Annotated in this window: 19 protein-coding genes and 1 tRNA gene; 10 read left to right on the forward strand and 10 right to left on the reverse strand. The window is 52.0% G+C overall.

All coding sequences use genetic code 11. From position 1 onward, the window contains the following. Positions 1-78 precede the first annotated feature (78 nt). From G497_RS17390 to G497_RS17410, 5 genes are all read left to right on the forward strand, one after another. Positions 79-999, forward strand: a complete 921-nt coding sequence (locus tag G497_RS17390; protein ID WP_051257975.1) for a sirohydrochlorin cobaltochelatase — start codon at positions 79-81, stop codon at positions 997-999. Beyond that, positions 999-3,083 carry an iron chelate uptake ABC transporter family permease subunit gene (locus G497_RS20730; protein ID WP_169726988.1) on the forward strand — a complete coding sequence of 695 codons (2,085 nt, stop codon included), beginning with the start codon at positions 999-1,001 and terminating at the stop codon, positions 3,081-3,083. The genes G497_RS17390 and G497_RS20730 overlap by 1 nt, the downstream gene beginning before the upstream one ends. A gap of 16 nt (positions 3,084-3,099) precedes the next feature. Beyond that, complete coding sequence (locus G497_RS17400) at positions 3,100-4,095, forward strand: ABC transporter substrate-binding protein (RefSeq protein WP_051257976.1); 996 nt, start codon at positions 3,100-3,102, stop codon at positions 4,093-4,095. Positions 4,096-4,484: 389 nt separating this feature from the next. Beyond that, positions 4,485-5,231, forward strand: a complete 747-nt coding sequence (gene cobI, locus G497_RS17405; RefSeq protein WP_034637257.1) for a precorrin-2 C(20)-methyltransferase — start codon at positions 4,485-4,487, stop codon at positions 5,229-5,231. A gap of 299 nt (positions 5,232-5,530) precedes the next feature. Then, a complete protein-coding gene (locus G497_RS17410) occupies positions 5,531-7,210 on the forward strand; it encodes a sensor histidine kinase (protein WP_051257977.1) in 1,680 nt (559 codons plus the stop codon). A gap of 427 nt (positions 7,211-7,637) precedes the next feature. On the opposite strand, the gene bamA is transcribed toward G497_RS17410, so the two are convergent. The 4 genes from bamA to lysS form a co-directional block, all read right to left on the reverse strand. Next, positions 7,638-10,355 carry an outer membrane protein assembly factor BamA gene (gene bamA, locus G497_RS0108370; RefSeq protein WP_034637259.1) on the reverse strand — a complete coding sequence of 906 codons (2,718 nt, stop codon included), beginning with the start codon at positions 10,353-10,355 and terminating at the stop codon, positions 7,638-7,640. After that, complete coding sequence (locus G497_RS0108375; RefSeq protein WP_051257981.1) at positions 10,339-11,061, reverse strand: ABC transporter ATP-binding protein; 723 nt, start codon at positions 11,059-11,061, stop codon at positions 10,339-10,341. Before G497_RS0108375 ends, bamA begins: the two co-directional genes overlap by 17 nt. A 5-nt stretch (positions 11,062-11,066) precedes the next feature. Next, entirely contained in the window at positions 11,067-12,296 is a 1,230-nt protein-coding gene (locus G497_RS0108380) for an ABC transporter permease (RefSeq protein WP_027187808.1), read from the reverse strand. A 134-nt stretch (positions 12,297-12,430) separates the two neighbouring features. Continuing rightward, positions 12,431-13,930: a lysine--tRNA ligase gene (gene lysS / locus G497_RS0108385; protein WP_034637275.1), complete on the reverse strand. Its 1,500-nt coding sequence runs from the start codon at positions 13,928-13,930 to the stop codon at positions 12,431-12,433. Between the two features lie 472 nt (positions 13,931-14,402). Between lysS and G497_RS0108395 the strand changes: the two genes are divergently transcribed. From G497_RS0108395 to G497_RS20125, 5 genes are all read left to right on the forward strand, one after another. Then, positions 14,403-14,478, forward strand: a tRNA-Asn gene (locus G497_RS0108395). A gap of 131 nt (positions 14,479-14,609) precedes the next feature. After that, positions 14,610-15,614, forward strand: a complete 1,005-nt coding sequence (locus G497_RS0108400; protein ID WP_027187810.1) for a tyrosine-type recombinase/integrase — start codon at positions 14,610-14,612, stop codon at positions 15,612-15,614. Between the two features lie 26 nt (positions 15,615-15,640). Then, positions 15,641-15,898, forward strand: a complete 258-nt coding sequence (locus tag G497_RS0108405; RefSeq protein ID WP_027187811.1) for a hypothetical protein — start codon at positions 15,641-15,643, stop codon at positions 15,896-15,898. Positions 15,899-16,082: 184 nt separating this feature from the next. Beyond that, complete coding sequence (locus G497_RS0108410) at positions 16,083-16,265, forward strand: hypothetical protein (protein WP_027187812.1); 183 nt, start codon at positions 16,083-16,085, stop codon at positions 16,263-16,265. An 11-nt stretch (positions 16,266-16,276) separates the two neighbouring features. Next, the gene (locus tag G497_RS20125; RefSeq protein WP_156908007.1) at positions 16,277-16,579 is read left to right on the forward strand and encodes a hypothetical protein; all 303 of its coding nucleotides are present in this window, start codon (positions 16,277-16,279) and stop codon (positions 16,577-16,579) included. Between the two features lie 21 nt (positions 16,580-16,600). Here G497_RS20125 and G497_RS0108415 read toward each other — a convergent pair whose 3' ends face one another. From G497_RS0108415 to G497_RS17420, 6 genes are all read right to left on the reverse strand, one after another. Further along, positions 16,601-17,365: an ImmA/IrrE family metallo-endopeptidase gene (locus G497_RS0108415; RefSeq protein ID WP_211228753.1), complete on the reverse strand. Its 765-nt coding sequence runs from the start codon at positions 17,363-17,365 to the stop codon at positions 16,601-16,603. Between the two features lie 9 nt (positions 17,366-17,374). Next, positions 17,375-19,033 (reverse strand): restriction endonuclease subunit S, encoded by a 1,659-nt coding sequence (locus G497_RS19160; protein ID WP_027187814.1) that lies wholly within the window; start codon positions 19,031-19,033, stop codon positions 17,375-17,377. Further along, entirely contained in the window at positions 19,033-20,502 is a 1,470-nt protein-coding gene (locus G497_RS0108425; RefSeq protein WP_027187815.1) for a type I restriction-modification system subunit M, read from the reverse strand. The genes G497_RS19160 and G497_RS0108425 overlap by 1 nt, the downstream gene beginning before the upstream one ends. Before the next feature lie 18 nt (positions 20,503-20,520). Next, positions 20,521-22,872 carry an EcoAI/FtnUII family type I restriction enzme subunit R gene (hsdR, locus tag G497_RS0108430; RefSeq protein WP_027187816.1) on the reverse strand — a complete coding sequence of 784 codons (2,352 nt, stop codon included), beginning with the start codon at positions 22,870-22,872 and terminating at the stop codon, positions 20,521-20,523. 176 nt (positions 22,873-23,048) lie between these two features. After that, positions 23,049-23,402: a hypothetical protein gene (locus G497_RS0108435; protein ID WP_027187817.1), complete on the reverse strand. Its 354-nt coding sequence runs from the start codon at positions 23,400-23,402 to the stop codon at positions 23,049-23,051. A 3-nt stretch (positions 23,403-23,405) separates the two neighbouring features. Further along, on the reverse strand, positions 23,406-23,945 hold the full coding sequence (locus G497_RS17420; RefSeq protein WP_051257978.1) for a hypothetical protein: 540 nt from the start codon (positions 23,943-23,945) through the stop codon (positions 23,406-23,408). Positions 23,946-24,011 lie beyond the last annotated feature (66 nt).

Here is a 24,011-nt window from a genome sequence, read left to right on the forward strand (position 1 = left end):
GCGTAGAAAGGTTCTTTTCTTTTTTCTTCACCGGCCCCGCACGCCGGGCGCAGCGCCGCCCGCAACCGGGAGTTGTTTATGCACCGTTTTCACACCATGGGCAGAAAGTTTTTCCTGTTCACTGTTGTGTCTTTTTTCATTCTTTTTTGCCTGCCCCTTATGGCACCCAAGGCAGGGCAAGCCACCCCACCCAAAGCCCCCAAAACAGCGCTGGTACTGGCCTATTTTGGCTCTACCATGACAGAAGAGGCAAACCCCGTGGCCCTTATCCAGGAAAGCATTGCCAGAAAGCATCCTGAAGTGCCTGTGCTGGTTGCCTTTACTTCTGCCCATGTGACCAGAGTACTGCAACAGCGCGGGCAAGACGCAAAAATGCTGCCAGAAGTGCTGGCTGCCCTCTCCACCCAGGGGGTTACCCATGTGGCAGTGCAGTCGCTGCACATTACCCCTGGCCTGGAATTTGAAAGCATGGGCACCATTGCCCAGCGTTTTGCCAACTTGCCCAAGGGCATACAGCGCATAAGCATTGGTGCCCCCCTGCTGGGTGCGGAAGAAGATGTAGCCCCGGTAGCCGCCGCCCTGCTTGCCAGCCTGCCCCCCCAACGCACCCCGCAAGAAGCGGCTGTATTTGTGGGCCATGGGGCCGCCGGGCCTGGGGGGCTGGCCTACCCTGCCCTGCAAGCAGCACTTTGGACAGAATCCCCTCTTACTTTTGTGGGCACTCTTGAAGGGGCCTCCACTTCTTCCCCAAAAACCATTATTGCGGCACTGAAGGCCAAAAAAGTGACCACTGTGTGGCTGGCCCCCCTGCTGGGCACCGTGGGTGACCATGCCCGCAACGACATTTTCGGCTCCGGGGCTGAAAGCTGGGCAACGCAACTAACGGCTGCCGGGTTTACCGTGCGGCCCCACACCGTGGGCCTGTTTGCCCTGCCGCAAGTTGCCACGCGCTTTACCAGCCATGCCACTGCCGCGTTACAGGCGCTGGAAAATCAGTAATGCCCCAGCCTGAAGCCCACAACACTTCGTGCCCCGGCCTGCACCTTATAACCAACCGCCTGTTTATTTGGGGGGGCCTTGCCGCCCTTGTGCTGTTTTCCCTTATGGCTGCCCCGGCCTTTGGCCCTTTGCACCTGCCCTTGCACGCTGTGGGGAATGCACTGTGGCATGGCTTGGGGGAAGCGTTGGGGCACACCCTTGCTTTAGGCAGCCTTGCCAGCATAGGCACCATGCCCGACGGTACCCAAGTAGCCCTGCCCCCGGAAGCTGTCATGCAAGTGGTGTGGCAATTGCGCCTGCCACGGGTACTGCTGGCCTTTGCCGCCGGGGCTGGGCTGGCCCTTGCTGGCACGGCATTTCAAGGCATATTGCGTAACCCCCTGGCAGACCCCTTTACCCTTGGGGTTTCCAGCGGGGCGGCATTTGGGGCAGCCCTGGCCATCAGCCTGGGGCTGGCAGCCTTTGCCGGGGGGTTTGGCATTGCCCTGTTTGCCCTGGCCGGGGCAGGTGCGGCCCTGGCCACAGTGCTTGGGGTAAGCCGTCAGGCCGGGGGCCTTACGCGTGAAACCCTGGTGCTGGCCGGGGTTGTGGTTTCCGCTTTTCTTGCCGCCCTTATTTCCCTGGTAAAGGCCCTGGACGAATCTTCCGTAACAGGCATTGTATTTTGGATTATGGGCAGCTTTCAGGGCCGGGGCTGGGGGGAACTGCACCTGGCCCTGCCCCTTGTCACGTTGGGGGGGCTTTGCCTGCTGGCCCTGTACCGTGAACTGGACCTGCTTTCCCTGGGGGACACAGCCGCCGCCACCCTGGGCCTGGCCCCTGTGCCCACCCGCCTTGCCTTGCTGTTGGCGGCAAGCACCGTGGCTGCGGCGTGTGTAGCTGTTTCCGGCATTATCGGCTTTGTAGGGCTGGTAGTGCCCCACATGGCCCGTAGCATTACCGGGGCCGGGCACCGCGCCCTGCTCCCCTTAAGTGCCGGGCTGGGGGGCGTTCTGCTTGTGTGGTCAGACGTGCTGGCCCGCACCGTGCTGCCCGGTGGGGTTGAACTGCCCGTGGGGGTAGTAACTGCCATGCTAGGGGGGCCTTTTTTTTGCTACCTGCTGGCCCGCAAAAACAAAAACGCAGCCCGCCCCTTACTGCCACAGGCCCAGCCCACGCAACCCCCTGCCCTATCCCCTGGCCTGCTCCCTGCTTCAAAGGATTCTGCCACACCCACAGCTCCTTCTACCCGTGAAACAAGACGTAACAGCACTTCACCCCCTCTGCTTCAGGCAAGCAACCTCACCGTCTACTACAAGAGTACCGCGCAGCACATAAATAGCCCCCCTGCCGTGCAAGAGCTCAGCCTAGCTATCTTTCCCGGTGAGTTCGTGGGGGTACTTGGTCCCAATGGCAGTGGCAAAAGCACTCTGCTTGGCTGCTGCACCGGGCTGGTGCCTGCCCGGCAGGGCACGGTGTGCCTTGGGAAAACGCCCGTACACGCCCTTTCGGCCCGCAGCCGGGCACAGCGTGTGGCCTTTATGCCCCAACGGGTGGCAAGCCTGCCCATGCTAACGGCCTTCGCCTTTGCCCGCATGGGGCGCTATGCCCACACCCCATTTTTAGGGGGTTACACCAGCCGCGACAACCACGTGGTGTGGCGCAGCCTTGCCGCAGCAGGGGCCCAGCACCTTGGGCAGCGCTTTATCAGCCACCTTTCCGGCGGCGAATTACAAAGGGTACTGCTTGCCCGCGCCCTGGCCCAAGAAGCTCCCTTGCTGTTGCTGGATGAAGTAACCGCAGGCCTGGACCCTGCCTGCCAGGTAACCATGATGCACATGCTGGCCCAGCGTGTGCACCAACACCAGTTGGGGGTAGTGGCAGCCCTGCACGACATTAACCTTGCCGCCAGCTATTGCACCCGCCTCATTTTTTTACAAAAGGGCCATATAGTAGCACAAGGCACCGTGCAGGAAGTGTTTACCCAGGCTGTGCTGGAACAGGTGTACGAAACCCCCATAACCCTTATCACCCACCCGGCAACCGGGGCACCCCAAGCCTTGCTTACTGCCCCCACCCATACGCCAAAACTACCGCATGAATAACGATTATTTTCCATCCATGCCCAAAATCACTCCCTGGAATAGCCAGTGCAAACTCAGGTTTGGCAACGCTATAGCCCTTATCTTTACCCTGCTTCTGGCCTGTGGTGGAACCATACTCCCAGCCAGTGCCGCAGAAGAAATCACACCGCCACCTCCAGTGCTGCCCGTGTCCCCCTATACCATTCAGGACGACGCCGGAAATACAGTAACCCTGGCAGCCCCGGCCACCCGCATTGTACCCATGTACGCGGCGTTCAGCCAAATGCTTGTGCACATAGGGAAAGGGGCCACCATTGCCGCCCGCACCAATAACGACGATGCCGCCCCGCAAAGCGCCCCGGTTATTGGCACCCACATGCGCCCCAACCTTGAGGTTGCCGTGGCCCTGGCCCCAGACATGGTACTTATTCCCCTGGGCAGGGAAGAAGCAGACCAGGCTGCCCTGCACATGGAGCGCCTTGGCTTTGCCGTGGCGCGCTTCCGGCTGGATTCCTTTGAGGCCATGTTTTCCTGCATACAGCGCCTTGGGATTCTTACCGGGGCCCAAGCAGAAGCACAACAGCGCATTGCCGCCCTGCGCCAGCGCCTTGATGCAGTGGCAGCCCGCTGGCAAGAGGCAGGCCACAAGCCCAGCGTTTTTTTTGAAATACGCTACCCCAACCTGCTGGGGGCCGGGGCCGGGGGCATGCTGCATGATGTGCTTACCCATGCCGGGGGACGCAATGTGCTGGAAGCCCATACCCAAGCCATGGCCCGGGTGAATGAAGAAACCCTGCCCGCCCTTGACCCGGATGTGTATGTAATGCAGCAAGGCCCCATGAACAAGGCCGCCCTGCCCCCCACCCAGCGCCCGCACTTCCAAACGCTGCGGGCTGTGGCCACCGGACGCTGGCTTGCTGTGCCGGAACACCTTTTTTCTCGCCCCAGTCCCCAAAGTGTGGACGCCGTGGAAGCCCTGCACCAGTTTTTATACCCACAACTGCCCCCCCTGCCTGGCAGGGTTACACCCTAATACAACGCTGATTTATTTCGTTTGGCGGCGTTACTTCACTTTTTTAAGCAGAAGAAACTCTTCCTTTCAGGGCTGTTCCCCTAAAGCCGACGGCAGTCGCGAGCGTAGCGAGCCGTGGAGCGATGCGGCGGGGCGAAGGTGGCTATGCCGCCAAAGCATCCAACCCGCCGTAAGAGCGGAAGAAAATAGACGGCAGTCGCGAGCGTAGCGAGCCGTGGAGCGATGCGGCGGGGCGAAGGCGGCTATGCCGCCAAAGCATCCAACCCGCCGTAAGAGCGAAAATAGGAATATTTGCACTGTAGCACACTCTCATGTACAAATGCGTTCGGCGTGCCCTGGCACCCACTCAACCCCGCCGCAACACGGCATAACCGTAAGGCTTTTTCCCCATGAATCATGCTTCCCCCGCCCCTGGCGTACTCTATGGCATTGGCGTTGGCCCGGGCGACCCAGACCTTATTACCCTGCGGGCAATACGTGCCCTGCAACGAGCTGATATTATTCTTGCTGCGGCCTCTTCACGCAATGAACATTCCATTGCCCATGGCATTGCCGCCCAGCACCTTTCCCCCCATGCACAAGTACTGCGCCTGAACTTTCCCATGACACGCAACCAAACCGAGCTGGAACAAGCCTGGGAAGAAAACGCCGCCATAACCGCCACCCATTTGCGCCAAGGCAAAAACGCTGTGTTCCTGACCCTTGGCGACCCCCTGATATACAGCACCTTTGGCTACCTGCTGCGCACCCTGCAAGCCACTGCCCCAGAATTGCAGGTGGAAGTGATTCCCGGCATTACCTCCTACCAGGCAGCCGCAGCAAAAAGCCTGACGGTGCTGTGTGAAGGCAGCGAAACACTGCTGCTGGCCCCTGGCATTAACGATGGAGCTGCCCTGGAAAACGCCCTGCACCATGCTGATAGCGCCGTGATTCTTAAAACCTACCGCAACGCACAGGCCATTTATACGGCCCTGAGAAACACAGGCCGTGCGGAAACGGCTGTGTTTGCCTCGCGCCTTGGGCTGGAGGGCGAACACATTGCGGTGGGGCTGGATAACGCCCCGGCAACGCCCACCTACCTTTCCCTTATGCTCAGCCCGGCAATACGCCCACATGCCGGAGAGCCGGAAGACTAAAGCCAACCTGTATGCTTTGTGTTGAGTTTTTAGAAAGGTTGACCAACACGGGATGTTATCTCCATAGCACAAGGAAAGGCGATATTTTTTGTGTTTGACTAGACCTGTCTACAAGGTACTCAGCGTACTTTTATTGGCAAGGCCTGTTGCTTGTAGAACTTCCATTTGCCATGTATAGGAAAACCACGAGCGATGGTTCCTTTATGAGCGTCCATTGCCAAAGGGGACATGCTCTCAAAGACATTTGAGGCACACCGTGTTCATAAAGGGACCCACCTTTCACATGAAACAGGGGAACCATGACCAGTAGTCAAAACTATCGGCGCTTGCGTGCCAGCATTCTTGGCATGACCTTATGCTTTGCCCTGGTACCCATGCTACTGGTGGGCATACTCATTCCCAATCAATTTACCAGTTTATACCACGAAAAAACCATTCGCGAGGTTGAAAACGTTGCCCAGGCCAAGGCCCGCAGCATTGATGTTTTTTTTGAAGAGCGCATTGCCCAGCTCAATTACCTGGCAAGCTTCTATAACTATGAAGAACTCACCAGGGAAGGCAAACTGGCTGAAGTGCTGCGGGTGTTGCAGCACTATTCCCAGTCTTACGTTGACCTTGGTGTGATAGACATGGACGGCACCCATGTGGCCTATGCCGGGGCCTATGCTGTGCGCCATGCGAACTACAAAAACGAATTGTGGTTTCAGGCTGTGCAGCGACACGGTGTGTATGTAAGCGATGTCTTCATGGGTTTTCGCCAGTTTCCGCACATTAGTATTGCCATAATGCGCCATGAAGGGGACCGCTCCTGGATTCTGCGCGCCACCATCGATTCTGAAGTGTTCAATTCCATTGTGCAGGCAAGCAAGCTAAGTGCTCAGGGCGATGCCTTTGTTATTAATGCCGACAACATTCTGCAAACCAATTCCCGCATGGCAGGTGCCCTAATGACCAAGGCAAACCTTGGTATGCCTGCCCACAAGGAGCTTTCTTTCCGCGGCACACTGGGTAACAAAGAAATGCTGTTTGCCAAAATCCCCCTGGTGCATGCCCAATGGTCCCTTGTAGTGGCGGAAGACCCTTCAGAACACCTAACCCTGTTGTGGCGCACCCGCTTTTTTGCTGCCATTGGCATTCTTCTTGGCATGCTGGCCCTGGGCTTTAGCACATGGTTCATTACCCGCATGCTGGTGAGCAGGCTGGAGGCGGCTGACAAGGAAAAAGCCACCCTCAATGCCTCGCTCCTGCAAACCGGCAAAATGGCGGCCCTGGGGAAAATGGCTGCCGGGGTTGCCCATGAAATTAACAACCCCCTTATGCTGATTCGTGAAACAGCCGGGTGGATTAAAGACCTGATGGAAGACGAAAAGCCGGAAAACATGGTGCATTACAACGACATCACCACTTCCGCAGGGAAAATTGAACAGCATGTGGACAGGGCCAAGGACGTTACCCACAGGCTGCTTGGCTTTGCCCGCAGCGTAAACCCCAACCCGGAAAGCATGCTGCTGAACCCCATGGTGGAACAGGCTATTGGCTTTTTGCAGAATGAGGCCAGCCATAGAAGCATTCTCATTCAACAGGTGCTGGCAAGCCCTAGCCCGCGCGTGCTGGTGGATGTGGGACAACTGCAACAGGTGGTGTTGAACCTGGTGGACAATGCCCTTGATGCCATTGGACACGACGGCACAGTGACGGTGGTTACGGCAATTGAAGACAATAATGCCGTCATCCGCGTACAAGATACAGGCCCTGGCCTGCCAGAAGGCCGGGTGGAACACCTGTTTGACCCCTTCTTCACCACAAAAGCACCGGGTGAAGGCACTGGGCTTGGCCTTTCCATTTGCTTCTCCATTATGGAAAAACTGGGGGGCAGCATAACCTGCCACAACAGGCCGGAGGGCGGGGCAGAATTTATTCTCCAATTACCAATCCACGGGCAGGCTGGCCCCATGGCCGGGCCATGTAACCACCAATAGGTGCCCCAGCAAGCCTAGTACTGATTCCCTTTGAAAGTATACATTAGAGCATTTTACCTTTGAAAAGTTGTCTTCATTTTCCGTAATACACATGGGCAACTCAACATAACTCAAGGTGATAATAGAATAAAACAACATGCTTCGCGAGTGTCCGCTACGCGTCCACAGAACATTTCAAATGTACTGCGGTAGCATGTTCTTAGGGAAGTTCTGCCTCCCAAGCCCACTACCCCATAGGAATGATTCCGCTTACCCCCACAGAGCGTGTACTTTTCCACAAAGCAGGAAAGTAAACGCTCTGTGGTTCCCTTTCTGCAATGCTTTCAATTGGCCATAGGGTTAGCATTCCAACCGCAACCCATTCCATACAAAACGGGGTGGAAGCCAATGGCTTCCACCCCGTTGTTATGCTAAGCGGGATGATGGTCTAGAAGAAACGGCCCATGGAGAATTCAAAGCGACCGCTGTCGCGTTTGCCGTTACGGTTGTCATCCATAGGAATACCGTAGGCAAAGCGCAGGTCACCCATAGGGGAGCGCCAACGAAGTTCAGCACCGTATGACCGTTTGATTTCGTCAGACCAGTTGTAGTCGTGGTCCTTATCAACGTTAAAGCCCACGTCAAAGAACGGTACCAAGTTCAGGCCGAATTCATTGCTGAATGTCCAGATGTATTCAAAGTTGGCAAAGGCCATTCTGGTACCACCAATGCGGTCGCCTGTTTCTGGGTCACGCGGAACGATGGAACGGCTGTCGTAACCACGAACAGATTCCATGCCACCCATCCAGAAGCGTTCAAACACAGGTACTTCGTCGGAGCCGTTGGTGAATATGGCAGAGCCCTTCACGCGGCCATGCAGCACGTGGTTACGCATCAGTTCGTAGTAGGTTTGGTGTTCGGCAGTAACGGTAATGAAGTCGTCATCGCCTGCAATAATGCCACCGCCGTATTCCACACCAAGCTTGTCAATGTTCCCGGTAGTGGGGCGCAACTGGTCTGTGGTGTCGCGCACCACACGGGTAAACAGTACGCTGCTTATGCGGTCGCCAGTGGCGTAGTCGCGGATAAGCTTGGAAGCATCATCTTCTACATCGTACAGCTTGTAGAAGTCTGCGCGGTAGCCCCAACCAAGAGAGGTGTATTCACCCAGGGGGTAAGCGAAGCGCAAAACGCCACCAGTGGTACGCTTGCGGTAATCAATATAGTCGTCACGCCAGTGGTAAATGTCGGTACCCACAGAAAGGGGTGTGTCGTTCCAGCGCGGGTTGGTGAAGGAGAAGGTCAGCGCATCGCGGCGGCCAGAAGTGGCAGCCTGCAAAGAAACCTGATAGCCTTTGCCCCACAGGTTGTTTTCCATGATTGTACCGGTTACGCCAACTTTAGAGAAGGTGGAGTAGCCAATACCAGCCATGAGTGCGCCAGTGGGACGCTCTTTCACTTTTACTTTCAAATCGGCTTCGTCAGGAGATTCAGTAGCCACAAGCTCTGTTTCCACAGTTTCGAAGTAGCCCAGTTTATTCAGGCGCTCAGTACTGCGGCGAAGCTTTCTGGCATCAAACTGCTGGCCGTCTGTCACGCGCATTTCACGCAGAATAACGTTGTCACGTGTTTTAGTGTTGCCTTCAACGGTAACACGGCGCACATGAATTTTTTGCTTCTTCAAAACGTTGTAGGCAATGTCAACCGTGTTCCCCTGTTTGGTGGGGGTTGGGTTCACTTCAGCATAGGCATAGCCGTAATCGCCGTAATAATCGGAGATTTTACGGGCATCTTCCTGCATAACAGCCAGGTTGAAGTAATCGCCTTTGGCTGCCAGTTTGTGCAGCTCGGTCATAGACTTCAACTGGTCTTCCGGGGCAATGAGGTCGCCATCAAAGGTAACTTTGCCCAAAGTGTAGCGCTGGCCTTCCGTAACGGGGAAGGTAATGTAAATGCCGTCTGTTTTATATTCAATATTCGGGGCACCTACAGTTACGTCCATAAAGCCACGGTTCATGTAGTAGTTGGCAATGGCAGAGGTGTCGCGCTCAATAAGTTCTTCTTTCAGCACGCCAGTGCCTGTAATCCAGGAAATCATGCCGCGTTCGCTCAGCAGCATTTCGTCGCGTACATCGCTTTCTTTCAGTTGGGAAACGCCCGTAAGCTTCACACCCCGAATGTACATTTCTTTGCCTTCATTGACCTGGAAGACAACTGCGGCACTTTCACCGCTGGCGCGGGTGTGGGTTTGTGAAGTAACGCTGGCCTGGAAAAAGCCTTTTTTGCGGTACATTTCCATTATTTTCTGGATGTCTTCAGCAATGAGCTTGTCGTTGACAATGGCACCGGCTTTGGACCCCAGCGCAGCAAGAATATCTTCTTCGCTGACTTCGCTGGAACCTTCAACGCTTACGCTGTCAATGCGGGGTTTTTCCACCACAGTGTACACAAGCACAGGGCCTTGGGGGCGGTTTTCAATTTCAACGCGTACGTCGCTGAAGTACCCCAGCTCCCACACGCGCTTCACTTCTGCGTCAATGGCAGAAGAATCAATGGCGTCGCCTTTTTTGGTGTTAATGCGCATCAGCACCACTTCGGGGTCAAGCACACGGGTACCGCGCACTTCAACACCAGCAAGGGAACCTTTGCGGGCAAACACGTTGGAAAGGCGGGAAGAAAGTTCGTCGGCCGCAGGGTTCAGGCTTGTGCTGATGCCGTGCTTTTCCACATAAACGGGCCGGGGCTTTTCATTCCCGGTGGCGCTTACAAGGCGGGCATCCACGCTTAATGTGTCGCCCAATTGGCTAATGTTGCCGTAAACACCATGGGTTGCTCCGGCAGCACGGGCAAGCTTACGCACGGTTTCCGTATCCAGCGTGGTCACCTTGTGCTCTTGCAGAAGACGCATCATGGTAGCTGGGGAAACAGTTTGTATGCCGCGGCTGTTCAGTTGCTCGGCAAGGGTTACAGGCAGCTCATCAGCGGCCTTGGTCAGGGATGAACCCTCGTTAATCTGGAAAGGAAGCACCAGAAAAACAGGAGCCCCGCCACCCTGTGCGGTTCTTTCTGCGGCAATTACCACAGAAGACAACAGGAACACCCCGCAAAACGCCAGTAGCGCCAGCAGGGGCATGAGGCTGTGTAACCGGTCAGCGCGTTTGATCATACAAGTCTCCGGACTTAAGTTCTAAACATCTACCCATTTGTGCAGCAAGCTCCATGTTGTGGGTTACCACAACCATAGCCATTTTGTGCCGCTGGTTCAATTCCAGCAAAAGATCAATTATCTTTTGGCCTGTAGTCGCATCAAGATTACCTGTGGGTTCATCCGCAAGCAACACCTTGGGCCCATTCAAAACTGCGCGGGCAATAGCAGCACGCTGCCGTTCCCCGCCGGAAAGCAAGGTAACATTATAGTTTGCCCGGTGGGTAAGCCCCACCTGTTCAAGCAATGCACCCGCTTTTTCATACGCCTGGCGGCGTGGCACGCCCCCAACAAGGGCAGGCATTGCTACGTTTTCAAGCGTGGTAAACTCTGGCAGCATATAATGGTACTGAAAAACAAAACCGATGTCCCTGTTTCGCAGCAGAGCTTTTTCCCCTGCGGAAAGGGCGGCAATGTCTATACCCTCAAAATATATCGTGCCCTGATTAGCATTAGCAAGAGTTCCCAGCAGATGCAAGAGGGAAGATTTGCCTGAGCCGGAAGCCCCCACGATGGCAAGGGTTTCCTGCTGCTCAATTTGCATGGTAATGTCTTGTAATACTTGTATTCTTTCACCAGCGGTTTCATAACTGTGGGTCAAAGAAATAATTTTATACAGCGGGGCCTGCCCGCCTTCTTGTGGGCCTTGGCATGGTTGTTGTGGCATTTCCATTATTCGCCCCTCAATGCGCTGACAGGTTCAAGGGAGGCGGCCTGGCGTGCCGGGTAAATGGTTGCCAGGAAGCTCAGCAAAAAGCCCCCAACCCCTGTGGCCACCAGGTCTGGCCATTGCAACAGCACAGGCACATAGTCTAGCGAATACACGCCAGGGGGCAATTTAATAAACTGATACTTGGTAATAAGGAAGCAGGTGAACAGCCCCAATACAAACCCCAGCACCGTGCCCATGGCCCCAATAACAGAGCCTTGCAGCATAAAAATGCGGCGGATGTTTTTGGGTGTTGCCCCCATGGAAAGCAAAATGGCAATATCCTTTGTTTTTTCCATAACCAGCATTACCAGCGAGGTTACAATGGAAAAACAGCCCACCACAATAAGCAGGTTCAGAACAATGGCCATGGCAGTTTTTTCAAGCTTCAGGGCGGCAAACAGGTTGCCGTTCATGCTCATCCATGTTTGATACCGAAACTCAGGCCCAAGGGCGGCAATGGAGCGCCCCCCCACATTTTCAGCATCATAAATATCGGCCACCGCCATTTCCACGCCGCTGATATAGGCAGGAGGTAGCCCCAAAAGGCCACGGGCCGCATCCAGGGAAACATAGGCCACAGAAGTATCGTATTCCCCAAAACCGATGCGGAAAATACCCACCACCCGGAAGGGCTTTATGCTTGGGGAAAATCCCGTCATGGACTGCTGCCCCGTGGGGGAAAGCAAGTTCACCCGGCTGCCTATGTCCAGGTCAAGGTGGCTTGCCAGGGCAGCCCCCACAATAATGCCGGGAAGGCCTTCCTTGCTCCCCAGTTCAGCCACGGAACCAGCCGTGAGCTTGTTCAGGGCAGCCAGCACCTGGGGGCCAGTAGTCGGGTCAATGCCCCGCACCATAACGCCCTTTACCCCGCGGGAGTTGGAAAGCATCAGTTCCGAATAAATAAACGGCGTAACGGCGGTAACACCGGGTACATTGCGCAAGGTTTCGTACAGCTTTGGGGTATCTTCAGTGGGGCCAAAGCTATTGGAAACAACAACCTGGGCTGTAACGCTTATAAGCTTGTCGCGCAGGTCTGTGGTAAAACCGGTCATTATTCCCATAACCACAATAAGCGCCGCAACGCCAAGGGCCACCCCCAAAACGGAAATAACCGACGTGATGGAAATGAATTTTTGGCCACCCTTACGTGCAAACAGGTAGCGCAGGGCAATGAACAGTTCGAAGTTCATGTGAGCCTCTGGGGCGTTTTACGGTGCAATACCATTGCTGCGTAAATTGCTTTTAACTGGGCGCGGGTGCGCCAAGGCAAGCACCCCTGCCTGGTGCAAACCTGACAGGGGTGTGGTGTTTATAAAGCCAACAATTAGTTGACGGGCTTTAAAAGCGGAAACAGTATCACTTCGCGAATGGAAGGCGAATCCGTAAGCAGCATAATCAGCCGGTCTATGCCAATGCCTTCCCCGGCGGCAGGGGGCATACCATATTCCAGCGCACGCAAATATTCTTCATCCATACTGTGGGCTTCGTCGTCGCCTGCTTCTTTTTCAGCCACTTGGGCTTCAAAGCGCATACGTTGGTCCACCGGGTCGTTGAGTTCTGAAAACGCGTTGGCAATTTCCCGGCCCGTAATAAACAGTTCAAACCTGTCTGTTACGTTGGGGTTGTCGTCATTGCGCCGTGAAAGGGGCGAAATGTCTGTGGGGTAGTGGTAAATAAAGTGCGGCTGAATAAGCTTTGGCTCCACGTCCAGGTCGAACAGCTTTGCCTGAAGCTTTGCCAGCTTTTCCCCTTCAATCACTTTTTCCCCACGCTGGCGAATGTATTTTTGCACCGCAGTGTAGTCATTATAAAAATCAGGCGTATGCCCACCTATTTTTTCCAGTGAATCATAGAAGGAAACCCGGTGCCATGCGCCCATGGCCAGGTTAATTTCCTGCCCCTGGTAGGTAATGGTGGTGCTGCCGCACACGCTTTGGGCAAGGTGGGCAAACAGGCGCTCCGTAATGTCCATAAGGTCGGTATACGTTGCATAGGCCCAGTAAAATTCACACATGGTGAATTCCGGATTATGCTGGGTGGAAATACCTTCGTTACGGAAGTTACGGTTAATTTCAAACACCTTTTCAAACCCGCCCACCAGCAGGCGCTTCAAATACAGCTCTGGGGCAATGCGCATATACAGCTTCATGTCCAGGGCATTGTGGTGGGTGGAAAAAGGCTTGGCTGTGGCACCGCCTGCCACGGGTTGCAGCATGGGGGTTTCCACTTCAAGGAAGCCTTCGGCCTCCATAAATTTTCTGAACTCGCTCACCACCTTGATGCGCTTGCGGAATATTTCCTTGGTGCGCGGGGTAACCAGCAGGTCCACATAACGCTGGCGGTAGCGAATTTCCACATCTTTCAGGCCGTGGTATTTGTCCGGCAGAATGCGGATAGATTTGGTCAACAGCATAACGCTGTGGCATTCCAGGGTAAGTTCGTTGGTTTTGGTGCGGAACATGTGCCCAACAACACCAACAATGTCGCCTATGTCCAGCTTCCTGAATGTGGAATAGGCCTCGTCGCCAATCACTTCTTTGGCGGCATAACACTGCAACCTGCCGGAAGCGTCCATTATATGGAAAAAAGTGGCCTTACCAAAGGAACGCAGGGCCATAATACGCCCTGCAACGGAATAGACTTGCCCGCCAAGGGCTTCGCCTTCCTTAAGTTCATTTTCTGCCAGTACGCCGGCAGCATCGTGCAGGCGTTCAAAGGTATTGCTGTACAGGCGCAAACCTGCATCCAGCAATTCACACGATTTAACAACCCGCGTTTTCACCACCTCGTTCAGTTCGTCCCGCGCAGCGAAACTTTCAAGCATGGGCATGAAATAGGGAACGTGTTGTGACTTGCTGGGCAGCTTTACGGCTGCCTTGGTCTTTTTCGGTGGCATGGGGGGCTTTGGGGGCTGTTGCGCGTTCAAGGCTTTTACTCCATAAAGGTGTCAACTGAGGGAATCCAAAGAAATATGCCATATGGGTTCTCTCGTCAAGCTGTTAGCGCAGTGGCAGCGCAAGAAGAACGCACCGCCTTGCCATTGCCCTGCTGCCGAATGTATTATTTCATGTAAGTATCTTCCATATAACGTACTGTGCCACCATGTTTTCACTGAAAATTCACAGCGCATATCTTGCCCCACGTAGCCACCTGAAACCAACACCCCCTGCATACCCCTTTTTTATGCGGCGAAAATGCCCGGCAAAAGAAAATGAAAAAAAATAACATTTATTCAAAAAATGCTTGACGATGGCCCCGGAACCGGGTAGTTACCTCCTCTGCGCATCACTGCACATTCCCCGGTAGCTCAGCTGGCAGAGCGGGTGACTGTTAATCACTAGGTCGGCGGTTCAATCCCGTCCCGGGGAGCCAGTAAATTCAAGCACTTACGAGAAATCGTAAGTGCTTTTTTTGTATTTAATTGATTTATTGCTCCAAGTATGCTCCATTTGCCCCACAGGCTGCTCCAAATAGGATGGAGCAAACACCAAAATGGGGGGCATATGGCAACTATCCGCAAACGGGGCAACCTACAATGGGAAGCCCGCATTCGCCGTAAAGGCTGGCCTGTTACCTGCAAGACTTTTGAAACCAGAGTGGATGCAGAAACCTGGGCACGGCAGATTGAAGGCGAAATGGACAGGGGCGTGTTTGTTTCGCGCACAGAAGCTGAGAATACTACCCTTACTCAGGCCTTAGACCGTTACCGCGATGAATATATTCCCCGCCTTGCTCAGCAGCAGCGGGAAAAAAATCGCGTAGCCTTTTTACAGAAGCGCCTTTTGGCAAGCCGTTTTCTGGCCAGCATACGCGGCAAAGATATTGCCGACTTCATTAAAGAGCGTGAAGCCGATGGTGTTGGCCCCAACACCATACGCCTTGACCTTGCCCTTATTTCCCGCCTGTTTGAAGTAGCTGCCAGCGATTGGGGCATGGAAAGCCTAAGCAACCCCGTGCGCAAGGTGAACAAGCCCAAGCTGCCCGGTGGGCGTACCCGCCGCCTGGAAGGGCGGGAAGAACAGAAACTTTTGGAAGTCTGCCCACTCCCCTTTGCCCGTGTGGTGCGCTTTGCCCTGGAAACAGCCATGCGCCGTGAAGAGATTGCCCGCCTTTCCTGGGATTATGTAGACCTGAACAGACGCAGTGCCCACTTGCCCAAAACAAAAAATGGCGAAGCCAGAAGCGTACCGCTTTCCCCTGCTGCCTTGGCTGTGTTGCAGGAAGTACTGGCAGAAGATGGCAACAATGGCTGGGTATTCTGTATGTCTGCCGATGCCATAACCCAGGCCATGGAACGGGCACGGAAACTGGCAGGCATAGAAAATTTGACCTTCCATGACCTGCGCCATGAAGCCATTTCCCGCTTGTTTGAGAATACCGACCTTGATGTGATGGAAATTAAGACTATCTCCGGGCACCGCTCCATGCAAATGCTGGCCCGCTATAGCCACTTGCGGGCGCATAAGCTGGCGGACAGGTTGGCAGGGAAAAAACGTGGAGAACAATAACCTATTCTTGTAGTGAGGGGGCAGCTATGATGGATTTTGACACCATGATTGACCACATTGAACAATTACAGGCTGAAAATGACGCTGAAGATGCCTTGGATGAACAACGTCTACAGGCCCTTGTGGCGCAATATGGTGAAGAGCAGGGCCAAGCTTTGTTTGGGGAGAAGTACGGCTCTTACTCGCAAGCGCAGGTGAGGCTATCTGAAGAGGAACAACAACGCTACAGGGCGCAAGGCATGGATGGGGTAGATATGGTGCGCTTGTTTGGGGTGAGGGCGTGATGAGTCTATGCAACTAATTGTACTAAGTGTTGTATATTTTTAATGATTATTAACGCCATAGGCAGTTAGAAATACCTTGCACTACAATTATCTGCTGCTTCACTGTGTTTTGCTATATAGAAACATTAGCATGAACCATTGACATGTTCATGTTCATGCTTATTCTTATAAAAAAGGAGTACATATGGCCAAGAACACAGGCAATGGCTTTCGGAAGGGTTCCGTGAATGATCGGACTCAGTCACAAAACCCTAAAACTGGCAATTGGACAAAAAGAGACACCGAAACTGGACAGTTCATTGATTCTAAGCAGGGAGGGGCTCCATTTAAAGGAGTTGCCAAAGAAGAAGACGGGCGGCGTTCATAAAGGAGGTTACTATGAGCTTACCCATTAGCGAATGGAAGCATAAAGGTGGCACATCGGATCGCAAATGTACTTGCGGCACATGGAAAGAACATTGGCTGAATTTTAGTAAAAAATCTTGGCCAAGCTTTTGTTCTGTAGCTTTTTGCTCTAATGCAGCAGAAGTTGGGGCACACGTAACAAATCAAAATTCTGACAAAGAGTGGATTGTCCCGACTTGTAAGGTTTGCAACGCAAAATCGACGCAAGAAACGTTTGATCTTTCTGGAAGCGTAACTCTCGTACCAGCGAATCAAGCGGAAACGTGTGCAAAATAGCAGCCAAAAATCATAACAGACTTACCATCGCAAAATGGTCATGGCAACTTCGCGCATGAAATTGCCACGAGTCCACTCATATACGACGCAACCTGGAACAGAACGGGTTAGCCATTTTTCTGGCTCACAGGCTGCAAAGCTCTCTTGATTGCGCTTGTTCACTATCGTGTTATGGGCAGCAGTACCCTGAGGTATATGCGTTATGGTACGCAGAAAGCCTAGTGCTGCCCTTGAGCTTTTATGGGTCGTAATGGTATTGCGGTTGGAAAGAATGACAGCGTATGGTTCCCGCACAAAGTCCAAAGCACGATTTGCGCAGGCATGTTTGGAAACTTGAAATTCCCTGGCGAGGCTATTGATAAGGGTAAAGTCCAGCACAGAACCCGCCATGAGTGGGCGGAAAAGGTGTTCCGGCATAAGCAACGCTACAGCGAAACGATTGGCTTCGGCTTCTTGCTTTTTGTAATTGTGTTTTATGTCATCCGTGGAACACCAGAAGCCAGTGTTGCCGTCTTTGGTAAAACTTGGGGTATGTTCTAAAAAGTAGTGCCCCAATTCATGAGCGAAGGTAAAAGCATGCTTGCCGGGATTGCCGTTATGCGTGTTAACAATAATGCCTTTTTTGTCCCCTTTAAAGAGAAGTTGTCCACTCAAGCCTGGGTCATTAGGCAAATTACGGTAGAGGTAGCGAATGCCTTCATGGTCGGCAATGGCATGCAGCGCAGTGGTGGGTGGGCCTGAAACGCCTAGCGTTTCCAAAACCCATAATGCCTTTGCCGTTGCCATGTCCATTCCTTATTCTCCGAACAGATCTTCCTGAGCTTGTTTCAGCTCCTCTGAATCTTGTTGGCCTACCTGTCCTCTGGCAGCCATAAGGAGTTCCGGCTCTTCATAAGGTATTTGCTGCAAAGAAGCTGGTGCAAGCTTTATGGGCTGTATTTCAGGTAAATCAGGTGCAGTGTGAAGTTGTTTGCACAACGCCATGAGTTCATCTGTTTTGGAGGCAATACGTTGCTGTTCTGCAAGGGGGGGGAGGGGGACAAGCGCTCTCCTACCATCTTCTGTGCCAAGGCGGGGCATTTTAACTCCATATGAACAAGTGTTAGTATATTCAACAAAAATAGGGTTTCGCAAAAACCACAACATATAATCGTGGTTAATTATACCAAAGTCTAAAGGCAAAATTTCAGAAGTACAGTATCCATCCTCTGGCGCAATAATCACTTTATTTAAGTAAGGGCGCAATTTGCTGTATAAAATATTACCTTTTGTGAAAACATGTTTCGTACTTTTGCTAGCACGAGAGGAAAAAGTCACTCGCTGTAACAGTCTCCCACTATCTCTTTCAAGATCTTCAAGCTCTAGAAGCCACGAGTCTTGAGAAATGTGTGAGGGAGAGGCATTATTAGCAGCACCGTAGTTACAAAGTTCCCCTAATCTACACCACTCCCAACCTTCTGGTAAGTCATAGGGCATTTCCTCTTCCGTGATGGACGGTAACGGTTCTTCCTTCTTTACCTTACCCTCTTTGACAAGCTGTGCTTTTTCTGCCCGGATATGTTCCAGCAATGCGGATGCCGGTTCATCATGAATATTCTGCGGCACCAGTTTACCCTGTACTGCTGCCTGCAAAATAGATTTTGGCAGGTATTCAGCAAAATTCGCTTCCAGTGCATCCAGCTTTTTTTCTGCTGCCTCAAGCTCATCACACATGGTCATGAGTTCATTTACTTTGGCGACTATTCGTTGCTGTTCGGCAAGGGGAGGGAGCGGGATTAATAAACTTCTCAAGCCAACGAGTGGAACTGTTTTTTGTGCCGTACCCGTGGCAATGCGCGAGCACTGATTATATATCAATGACGACCTTAGGGAAATAAAGGAATAGTTAATATCTATGTTCGGAAGCGCACGGAACAAAGCAATATGACGTTGAAAACAAAATTGCTGTTTACCAGAAACAAGAATAGGTATTCCATATGACCCTGTAACCGTGAAAAGAATATCCCCTGATTTAGCTACTTTGTCTGAAGAAAGAGCTTTAAAATAGCTCTCAGAGACAAATCGAGTGTTTGAGAAGTCCAAGTATCCTGAGGAAATATTTGAAATAACAAGAAAAGGTATGCCATTCTCTTGTTTTGGCGGAGGCTGATGATCCCCATCAGTTATAGCGCTTGAGATATCTCTTAACCGACACCACACCCAACCTTCCGGCAAGTCATAGGGGATTTCATCTTCCATAATGAGAGGTAGCGGCTTTTCCTTCTTTATCTTGCCTTCTTTGACCAATTGTGCCTTTTCGGCTTTAATACGCTCCAGCAGCACAGAAGCAGGCTCATCATGCAGGTTTTGCGGCACCAGTTTACCCTGCACGGCAGCTTGCAGAATAGATTGCCGTAACTGTGCAGCCTTGAATTGCGCACGGTTGGCATGTCCGGATTTAGGACGACCAGCCATTATACCTCTCCCCGATCCGCTGTTTGGGCTTCTGACACGTCCATGGCGGCGCTGATGCGATTGAGAATACTTTCAATGTGGGTGGAAATGGTATTCTTTTCATACAGGTAATTGGCAATGAATTCTTCTGGGGGCAATATCTCCACAGTTTCATGGGGAAAGCCACACAAATCAATATTGTAGCCATTGGCTGCGATATCTTCCACTGGCACATATTGGGAAATTTCACTTTCTTGCCTGTTGCCCCACCATTCCTTTACGGGCTCAAAGTGTGCATCCACCATAGGTTTAGTTTTGGAAAAGTGCTTGTAGCCTTGCGGCATTTCCAGCCGATAGAACCAGACGCCTTTTGTAGGCTTCCCCTTGGTGAAAAAGAGTAAATTCGTATTGATAGAGGTATACGGGGCAAACACACTTTTAGGCAGGCGCACTATGGTGTGCAGGTTACATTCTTCCAGCAGTTTCTTTTTTATAGCTGCTTTGGTGCCATCGCCAAACATGAAGCCATCGGGCAAAACCAGTCCACACCGCCCCCCATCTTTGAGTAAAGCCATCATATGCACCAGAAAGAGATCTGCGGTTTCCGTAGTGCGCAGGTCAACAGGCACAGACTGGGCAACAACTTTTTCTTCCGCACCGCCAAAGGGCGGGTTGGTGACAATGACATCCACCTTATCTTTCAGGCCATACTCTGACACATGCTTTTGCAACGTATTGCCATGCCGCACATCCGGTACATCAATGCCATGGGCAATCAGGTTGGTTACGCACAACAAGTAGGGGAAAGGCTTTTTTTCAAAACCTTTGATGGTTTTTTGCAGCAGAGCATACTGCTCCGGGGTCTCAACACCCTCTGAAAAACCGTCTATAACGCTGGTAAGGAAGCCGCCCGTACCGCAGGCCGGGTCTAGTATGCTTTCCCCCAGTTTTGGCGCTACTCTGTCTACTATGAAGCGTGTAACGGGGCGTGGGGTGTAAAATTCCCCGGCTTTGCCCGCGCTTTGCAGGTCTTTCAGCATACCTTCATAAAGACCATTGAACAGATGCGTTCCTTTGACCTCATCAAAATTGATGTCCTCATTGATTTTGTTGACGACTTGACGCAACAGTGTGCCAGACTTCATGAAGTTGTTGACGCCTTCCATCATGTCCCGGATGAGCCATTTTCGCTTTTTGGGGTCTTCACTGGTGTCCAGATTGCGAAGAGCTGCAAACATGCTTTCCACATGGGTGAGCAAAGTGTCACCTGTAATGCTCTCGGCATTGTCAGCCCAGGTGTTCCAGCGATATTCTTGGGGTATGACGGGGTAGTAATCGTCTTCCGTCAGTTCCCACTCCTGTTCTTTGTGGTCAAAGGCTTTCAGAAAAAGCATCCAGGTGATTTGTTCAATGTATTGCGCATCGCCGTTAATACCGGCGTCAATGCGCATAATGTCCTTAAGGGCTTTAGTGGTGTTGCCGACAGCCATTCGTAATTTCCTTGTATGTTATGCAGCGTACAATTCTTGCGCCAGTTCATGAAGTGCGCTTTCAAAGTTGGCCTTCCCTTTGAAAATGCCGTTCACAATGTGCAGAGGAGAGCCAAAGTTACGGATGGGGTTTACCTTGAGTATGTCCATACTCTCTAGGCTCAGGATGCCTGAATCCGCGTACTTTTCCAGCAAAGCGTCCAGAATGACGGCAGCTTGCTCTCCGTACTTGGCAAAGTAATTGCGTTTTTTTACATTGTTCGCCCTTTCCTGACGGGTTAGGGGCGGCTTGTCATACGCGATATGGCAAAGTAGGTCAAAGGGGTCAAACTCGTGCCCGATTTGCTCTTGCAACTCCTCTATGAGAACCCCTTGGCTTGCCAGCTCATCCAGCACAGCCTGCTTACGTTTGGCTGTGTTCCAGGCGGCAAGAAAGGCTTCAAGGGTAACGAACTGATCGCGCAGGTTGCGCCGGGTATAATCGGTGAGCGACTCTGTAATCAGCTTGCCGTCTTTATCAATATACTGCACACGCTGTTTTAGCACAGTGACTTCAACGTCATGCACATAATACTTCATGCGCCCTTCGGGCCTGGGGCCGTCGCTTCCTGTTCCCGGTGGCTCTGGGTTTTCCCCCTCGCCCGGCTCATCTACAGGCGGCTCTGGCGGGGAAGGAAGTTCACCATCCGGGCTGGGGGTAAAGGCATCATCCTGTTCACAGGGGCCGTCAAAGTCTGGGTCGGCAAAAAGCCTGGTTGCATCCCGAAAATCAAAAATCGTAAAAAACATTTTTCCAAGGTCTTCGCGTACTCGTGTGCCCCGACCAATAATCTGTTTAAACTCTGTCATGCTGTTGATATGGGCATCCAGCACAATATTTTTCACCATTTGAACGTCAACACCAGTGGTAAGCAATTTGGAGGTTGTCACCAGCACAGGATATTTACTGGAAACATCTCTAAAATTGTCCAGTTGTTTTTTCCCAATATCATCATCACCAGTAATGCGCATAACATAGCGTTCATCGGCTGTGACAAGGTCGCTATTTTCATTTATGAGCGCTTGGCGCATTCGATCCGCATGGTCTGTATCAACACAAAAAAATATGGTTTTATCGTAACGAGTATCATGCTTTTTTAGGTAGTTGGAAACAACCTTCGCAACCATTTTAGTTCGTTGCTCCAGTACAAGCTCCCGGTCATAGTCACGAGTGTTATATTCTCTGTCTACAATTTCTTTGCCAAAACGGTCAGTTTGGCCCACATATGGGCGAAACCCTTCTGCATCTTTATCAAGTAGAACACGAATGACCCTATATGGAGCAAGAAAACCATCATCAATACCCTGCTTGAGGGAATAAACGTATATGGGGTCGCCAAAATAATCGATGTTGGAAACGTCCTTATCTTCCTTAGGCGTTGCCGTAAGACCTATTTGTGCCGCTGCGCCGAAATATTGCAATATTTCGCGCCATTCGCTGTCCGCCTTGGCACTTCCTCGGTGGCACTCATCAACAACAATGAGGTCAAAAAAGCCGGAGCTGAATTGTTTGAAAATTTCTTTATCACCTTCACCGGTCAACCCCTGATAGAGAGCAAGGTACACTTCATAAGATTTATCTACCTTCCGGTTTCGCACAATAGTCATTTTATCTTTAAAAGGCGCGAAATCATTTATGTACGTCTGGTCTATCAAGGCATTGCGGTCGGCAAGAAACAAAATGCGTTTTTTAACGCCCGACTTCCACAGTCGCCAGATAATTTGGAACGCTGTGTATGTTTTTCCGGTTCCTGTTGCCATAACCAGAAGGGCGCGATTCTGTCCTTTAGCAATCGCGTTGACCGTCATATTAATGGCATTCAGTTGGTAGTAGCGGGCTTCTTTCTCTTCCCGTTCCATATGGTAGGGCTGCACTGCAATTTTTTCTTGTTGTTCATCAAGGTTTGCCGCGCTTTTGTACATTTCCCACAAAGTTTCAGGAGATGGAAATTTATCCAGGTGCAGAATAATTTCTTTAGTGTCAGAGGAGGAAAGGCGGTTATGGAAAACAAAACAGTCCCCGTTGGATGTAAAAACAAAAGGAACCATGAGGCGCTGTGCATAATCCAGAGCTTGCTGCATGCCATCGCCATGCGTATGATTGTTATCCTTAGCCTCTACTATGGCAAGGGGGATATGGGGTTTGTAAAATAAAACGTAATCTGCAAATTTAGCTTTGTCTCTTTTATATGTACCACCCCGTGCGATGATACGGCCTTTAGTAATAGCGTATTCTTCCCGAAGCTGGATTGTAGACCAACCTGAACTTTTTATTGCAGGGGTAATAAAACGAGTACGTACTTCTTGTTCTGTTAATTGTTTTTTATCCACCCCGCTGCCTCCAGGTAAATTTTAAACGATTTAATAGTATACACAAACAGTTATGCAAATGCAATTGCATCCATTTTGTTAGAATCCTTGCAAATGTCTCTTACACACTTACCTCCCCAACCCCATGCCCCTGCATGGTGTTTGTAGCTGTTCCCGCTCCGGCTCCTGCTTTTTATCTACCTGCCTTGTAACAAGCTGTTCAATTTTGCCAACAAGCCTTCCAAGTTCGTGTACAAGCCGCTCAAGTGTAGTAAGTGCTGTGCGTGTTCTTGTTGCTCTGCTGCTAGGCTGGTGGTTTGTTGTTCCAGCCTGTGCAGGGTGGTGGCCTGGTTGTTCAGGTGTATGGACTGTTGGGTTAAGGTATTCTGCTGGGCTTCTATGGTTGTATTGTGCGCTGCCAGAGTTTTCTGGCAATCCTGCAAGGTTGTTTGCTGATTTTCCAGCATGGTGCCTTGCCGGATTTGTGTTTCCCGCAATTCCTGTTCTATTGTCGTAAGGGATTGGGTGAGCAGACGTTCCAGTTCTGTCATGACTTATTTCCTCACTATGCTCCAGGCTTCCCGTTTTTCTATGTTGCCAGCGTAAGTCAGTGTCCAGCCCTCCGGCGTGAGCAGGTATCGTTTGTTGTCTTTGTCCTGAAAGGGCTCCAGTCCTTTGAAGGTGCTCCAGAGTTGGGCTGTTTGCGCTTCCAGTGTCTCTTTCCGCTCCGAGAGGGCCGTTATTTCGTTGTGCAGTGAGGTTATTTTCCCCTCTGCCAAAGCCATCAGCCCCCAGCCACTCAGGCCCGCGCCCAACAGAATGCTCACGGTTATGAGCAGGGCTTGCAGATTCTTCCACAGGAAGGCCCGGCTCAGGGTGCGGCACTGGCAGGTCAAGGTCTGTTCGAGCTTCCCAAGCTGGTGCAGGATAGCGGCCTCGGTTGTACTCAGCGCGTTTTGCGATGATTGCCGCAAGCTCTCGCTCAAGGCGCTGAATTGTTGCTGGGTCAGGATCTCCATCTCTTGTCGTTCCTGCTCGGTCTTGGCCTTCAACCGTTCTGCCAGTGAGGTGAGTGAAGTTCCAGTGTTCGGCATACATGCCTCCTTTCAGGCGGAGCTTGATTGTGTTGGTATTTTCTTCAGTGTCAGAATTATTTTTTG

Source organism: Desulfovibrio cuneatus DSM 11391, from assembly GCF_000430005.1.
GTDB lineage: Bacteria > Desulfobacterota > Desulfovibrionia > Desulfovibrionales > Desulfovibrionaceae > Frigididesulfovibrio > Frigididesulfovibrio cuneatus.

What these genes read in the sequence shown, in the direction of transcription:
- G497_RS17390 (WP_051257975.1), top strand. Translation starts at nt 79, where the DNA reads ATGCACCGTTTTCACACCATGGGCAGAAAGTTTTTCCTGTTCACTGTT.
- G497_RS20730 (WP_169726988.1), top strand. Translation starts at nt 999, where the DNA reads ATGCCCCAGCCTGAAGCCCACAACACTTCGTGCCCCGGCCTGCACCTT.
- G497_RS17400 (WP_051257976.1), top strand. Translation starts at nt 3,100, where the DNA reads ATGCCCAAAATCACTCCCTGGAATAGCCAGTGCAAACTCAGGTTTGGC.
- cobI (WP_034637257.1), top strand. Translation starts at nt 4,485, where the DNA reads ATGAATCATGCTTCCCCCGCCCCTGGCGTACTCTATGGCATTGGCGTT.
- G497_RS17410 (WP_051257977.1), top strand. Translation starts at nt 5,531, where the DNA reads ATGACCAGTAGTCAAAACTATCGGCGCTTGCGTGCCAGCATTCTTGGC.
- bamA (WP_034637259.1), bottom strand. Translation starts at nt 10,355, where the DNA reads ATGATCAAACGCGCTGACCGGTTACACAGCCTCATGCCCCTGCTGGCG.
- G497_RS0108375 (WP_051257981.1), bottom strand. Translation starts at nt 11,061, where the DNA reads ATGCCACAACAACCATGCCAAGGCCCACAAGAAGGCGGGCAGGCCCCG.
- G497_RS0108380 (WP_027187808.1), bottom strand. Translation starts at nt 12,296, where the DNA reads ATGAACTTCGAACTGTTCATTGCCCTGCGCTACCTGTTTGCACGTAAG.
- lysS (WP_034637275.1), bottom strand. Translation starts at nt 13,930, where the DNA reads ATGCTTGAAAGTTTCGCTGCGCGGGACGAACTGAACGAGGTGGTGAAA.
- G497_RS0108400 (WP_027187810.1), top strand. Translation starts at nt 14,610, where the DNA reads ATGGCAACTATCCGCAAACGGGGCAACCTACAATGGGAAGCCCGCATT.
- G497_RS0108405 (WP_027187811.1), top strand. Translation starts at nt 15,641, where the DNA reads ATGATGGATTTTGACACCATGATTGACCACATTGAACAATTACAGGCT.
- G497_RS0108410 (WP_027187812.1), top strand. Translation starts at nt 16,083, where the DNA reads ATGGCCAAGAACACAGGCAATGGCTTTCGGAAGGGTTCCGTGAATGAT.
- G497_RS20125 (WP_156908007.1), top strand. Translation starts at nt 16,277, where the DNA reads ATGAGCTTACCCATTAGCGAATGGAAGCATAAAGGTGGCACATCGGAT.
- G497_RS0108415 (WP_211228753.1), bottom strand. Translation starts at nt 17,365, where the DNA reads ATGGCAACGGCAAAGGCATTATGGGTTTTGGAAACGCTAGGCGTTTCA.
- G497_RS19160 (WP_027187814.1), bottom strand. Translation starts at nt 19,033, where the DNA reads ATGGCTGGTCGTCCTAAATCCGGACATGCCAACCGTGCGCAATTCAAG.
- G497_RS0108425 (WP_027187815.1), bottom strand. Translation starts at nt 20,502, where the DNA reads ATGGCTGTCGGCAACACCACTAAAGCCCTTAAGGACATTATGCGCATT.
- G497_RS0108435 (WP_027187817.1), bottom strand. Translation starts at nt 23,402, where the DNA reads ATGACAGAACTGGAACGTCTGCTCACCCAATCCCTTACGACAATAGAA.
- G497_RS17420 (WP_051257978.1), bottom strand. Translation starts at nt 23,945, where the DNA reads ATGCCGAACACTGGAACTTCACTCACCTCACTGGCAGAACGGTTGAAG.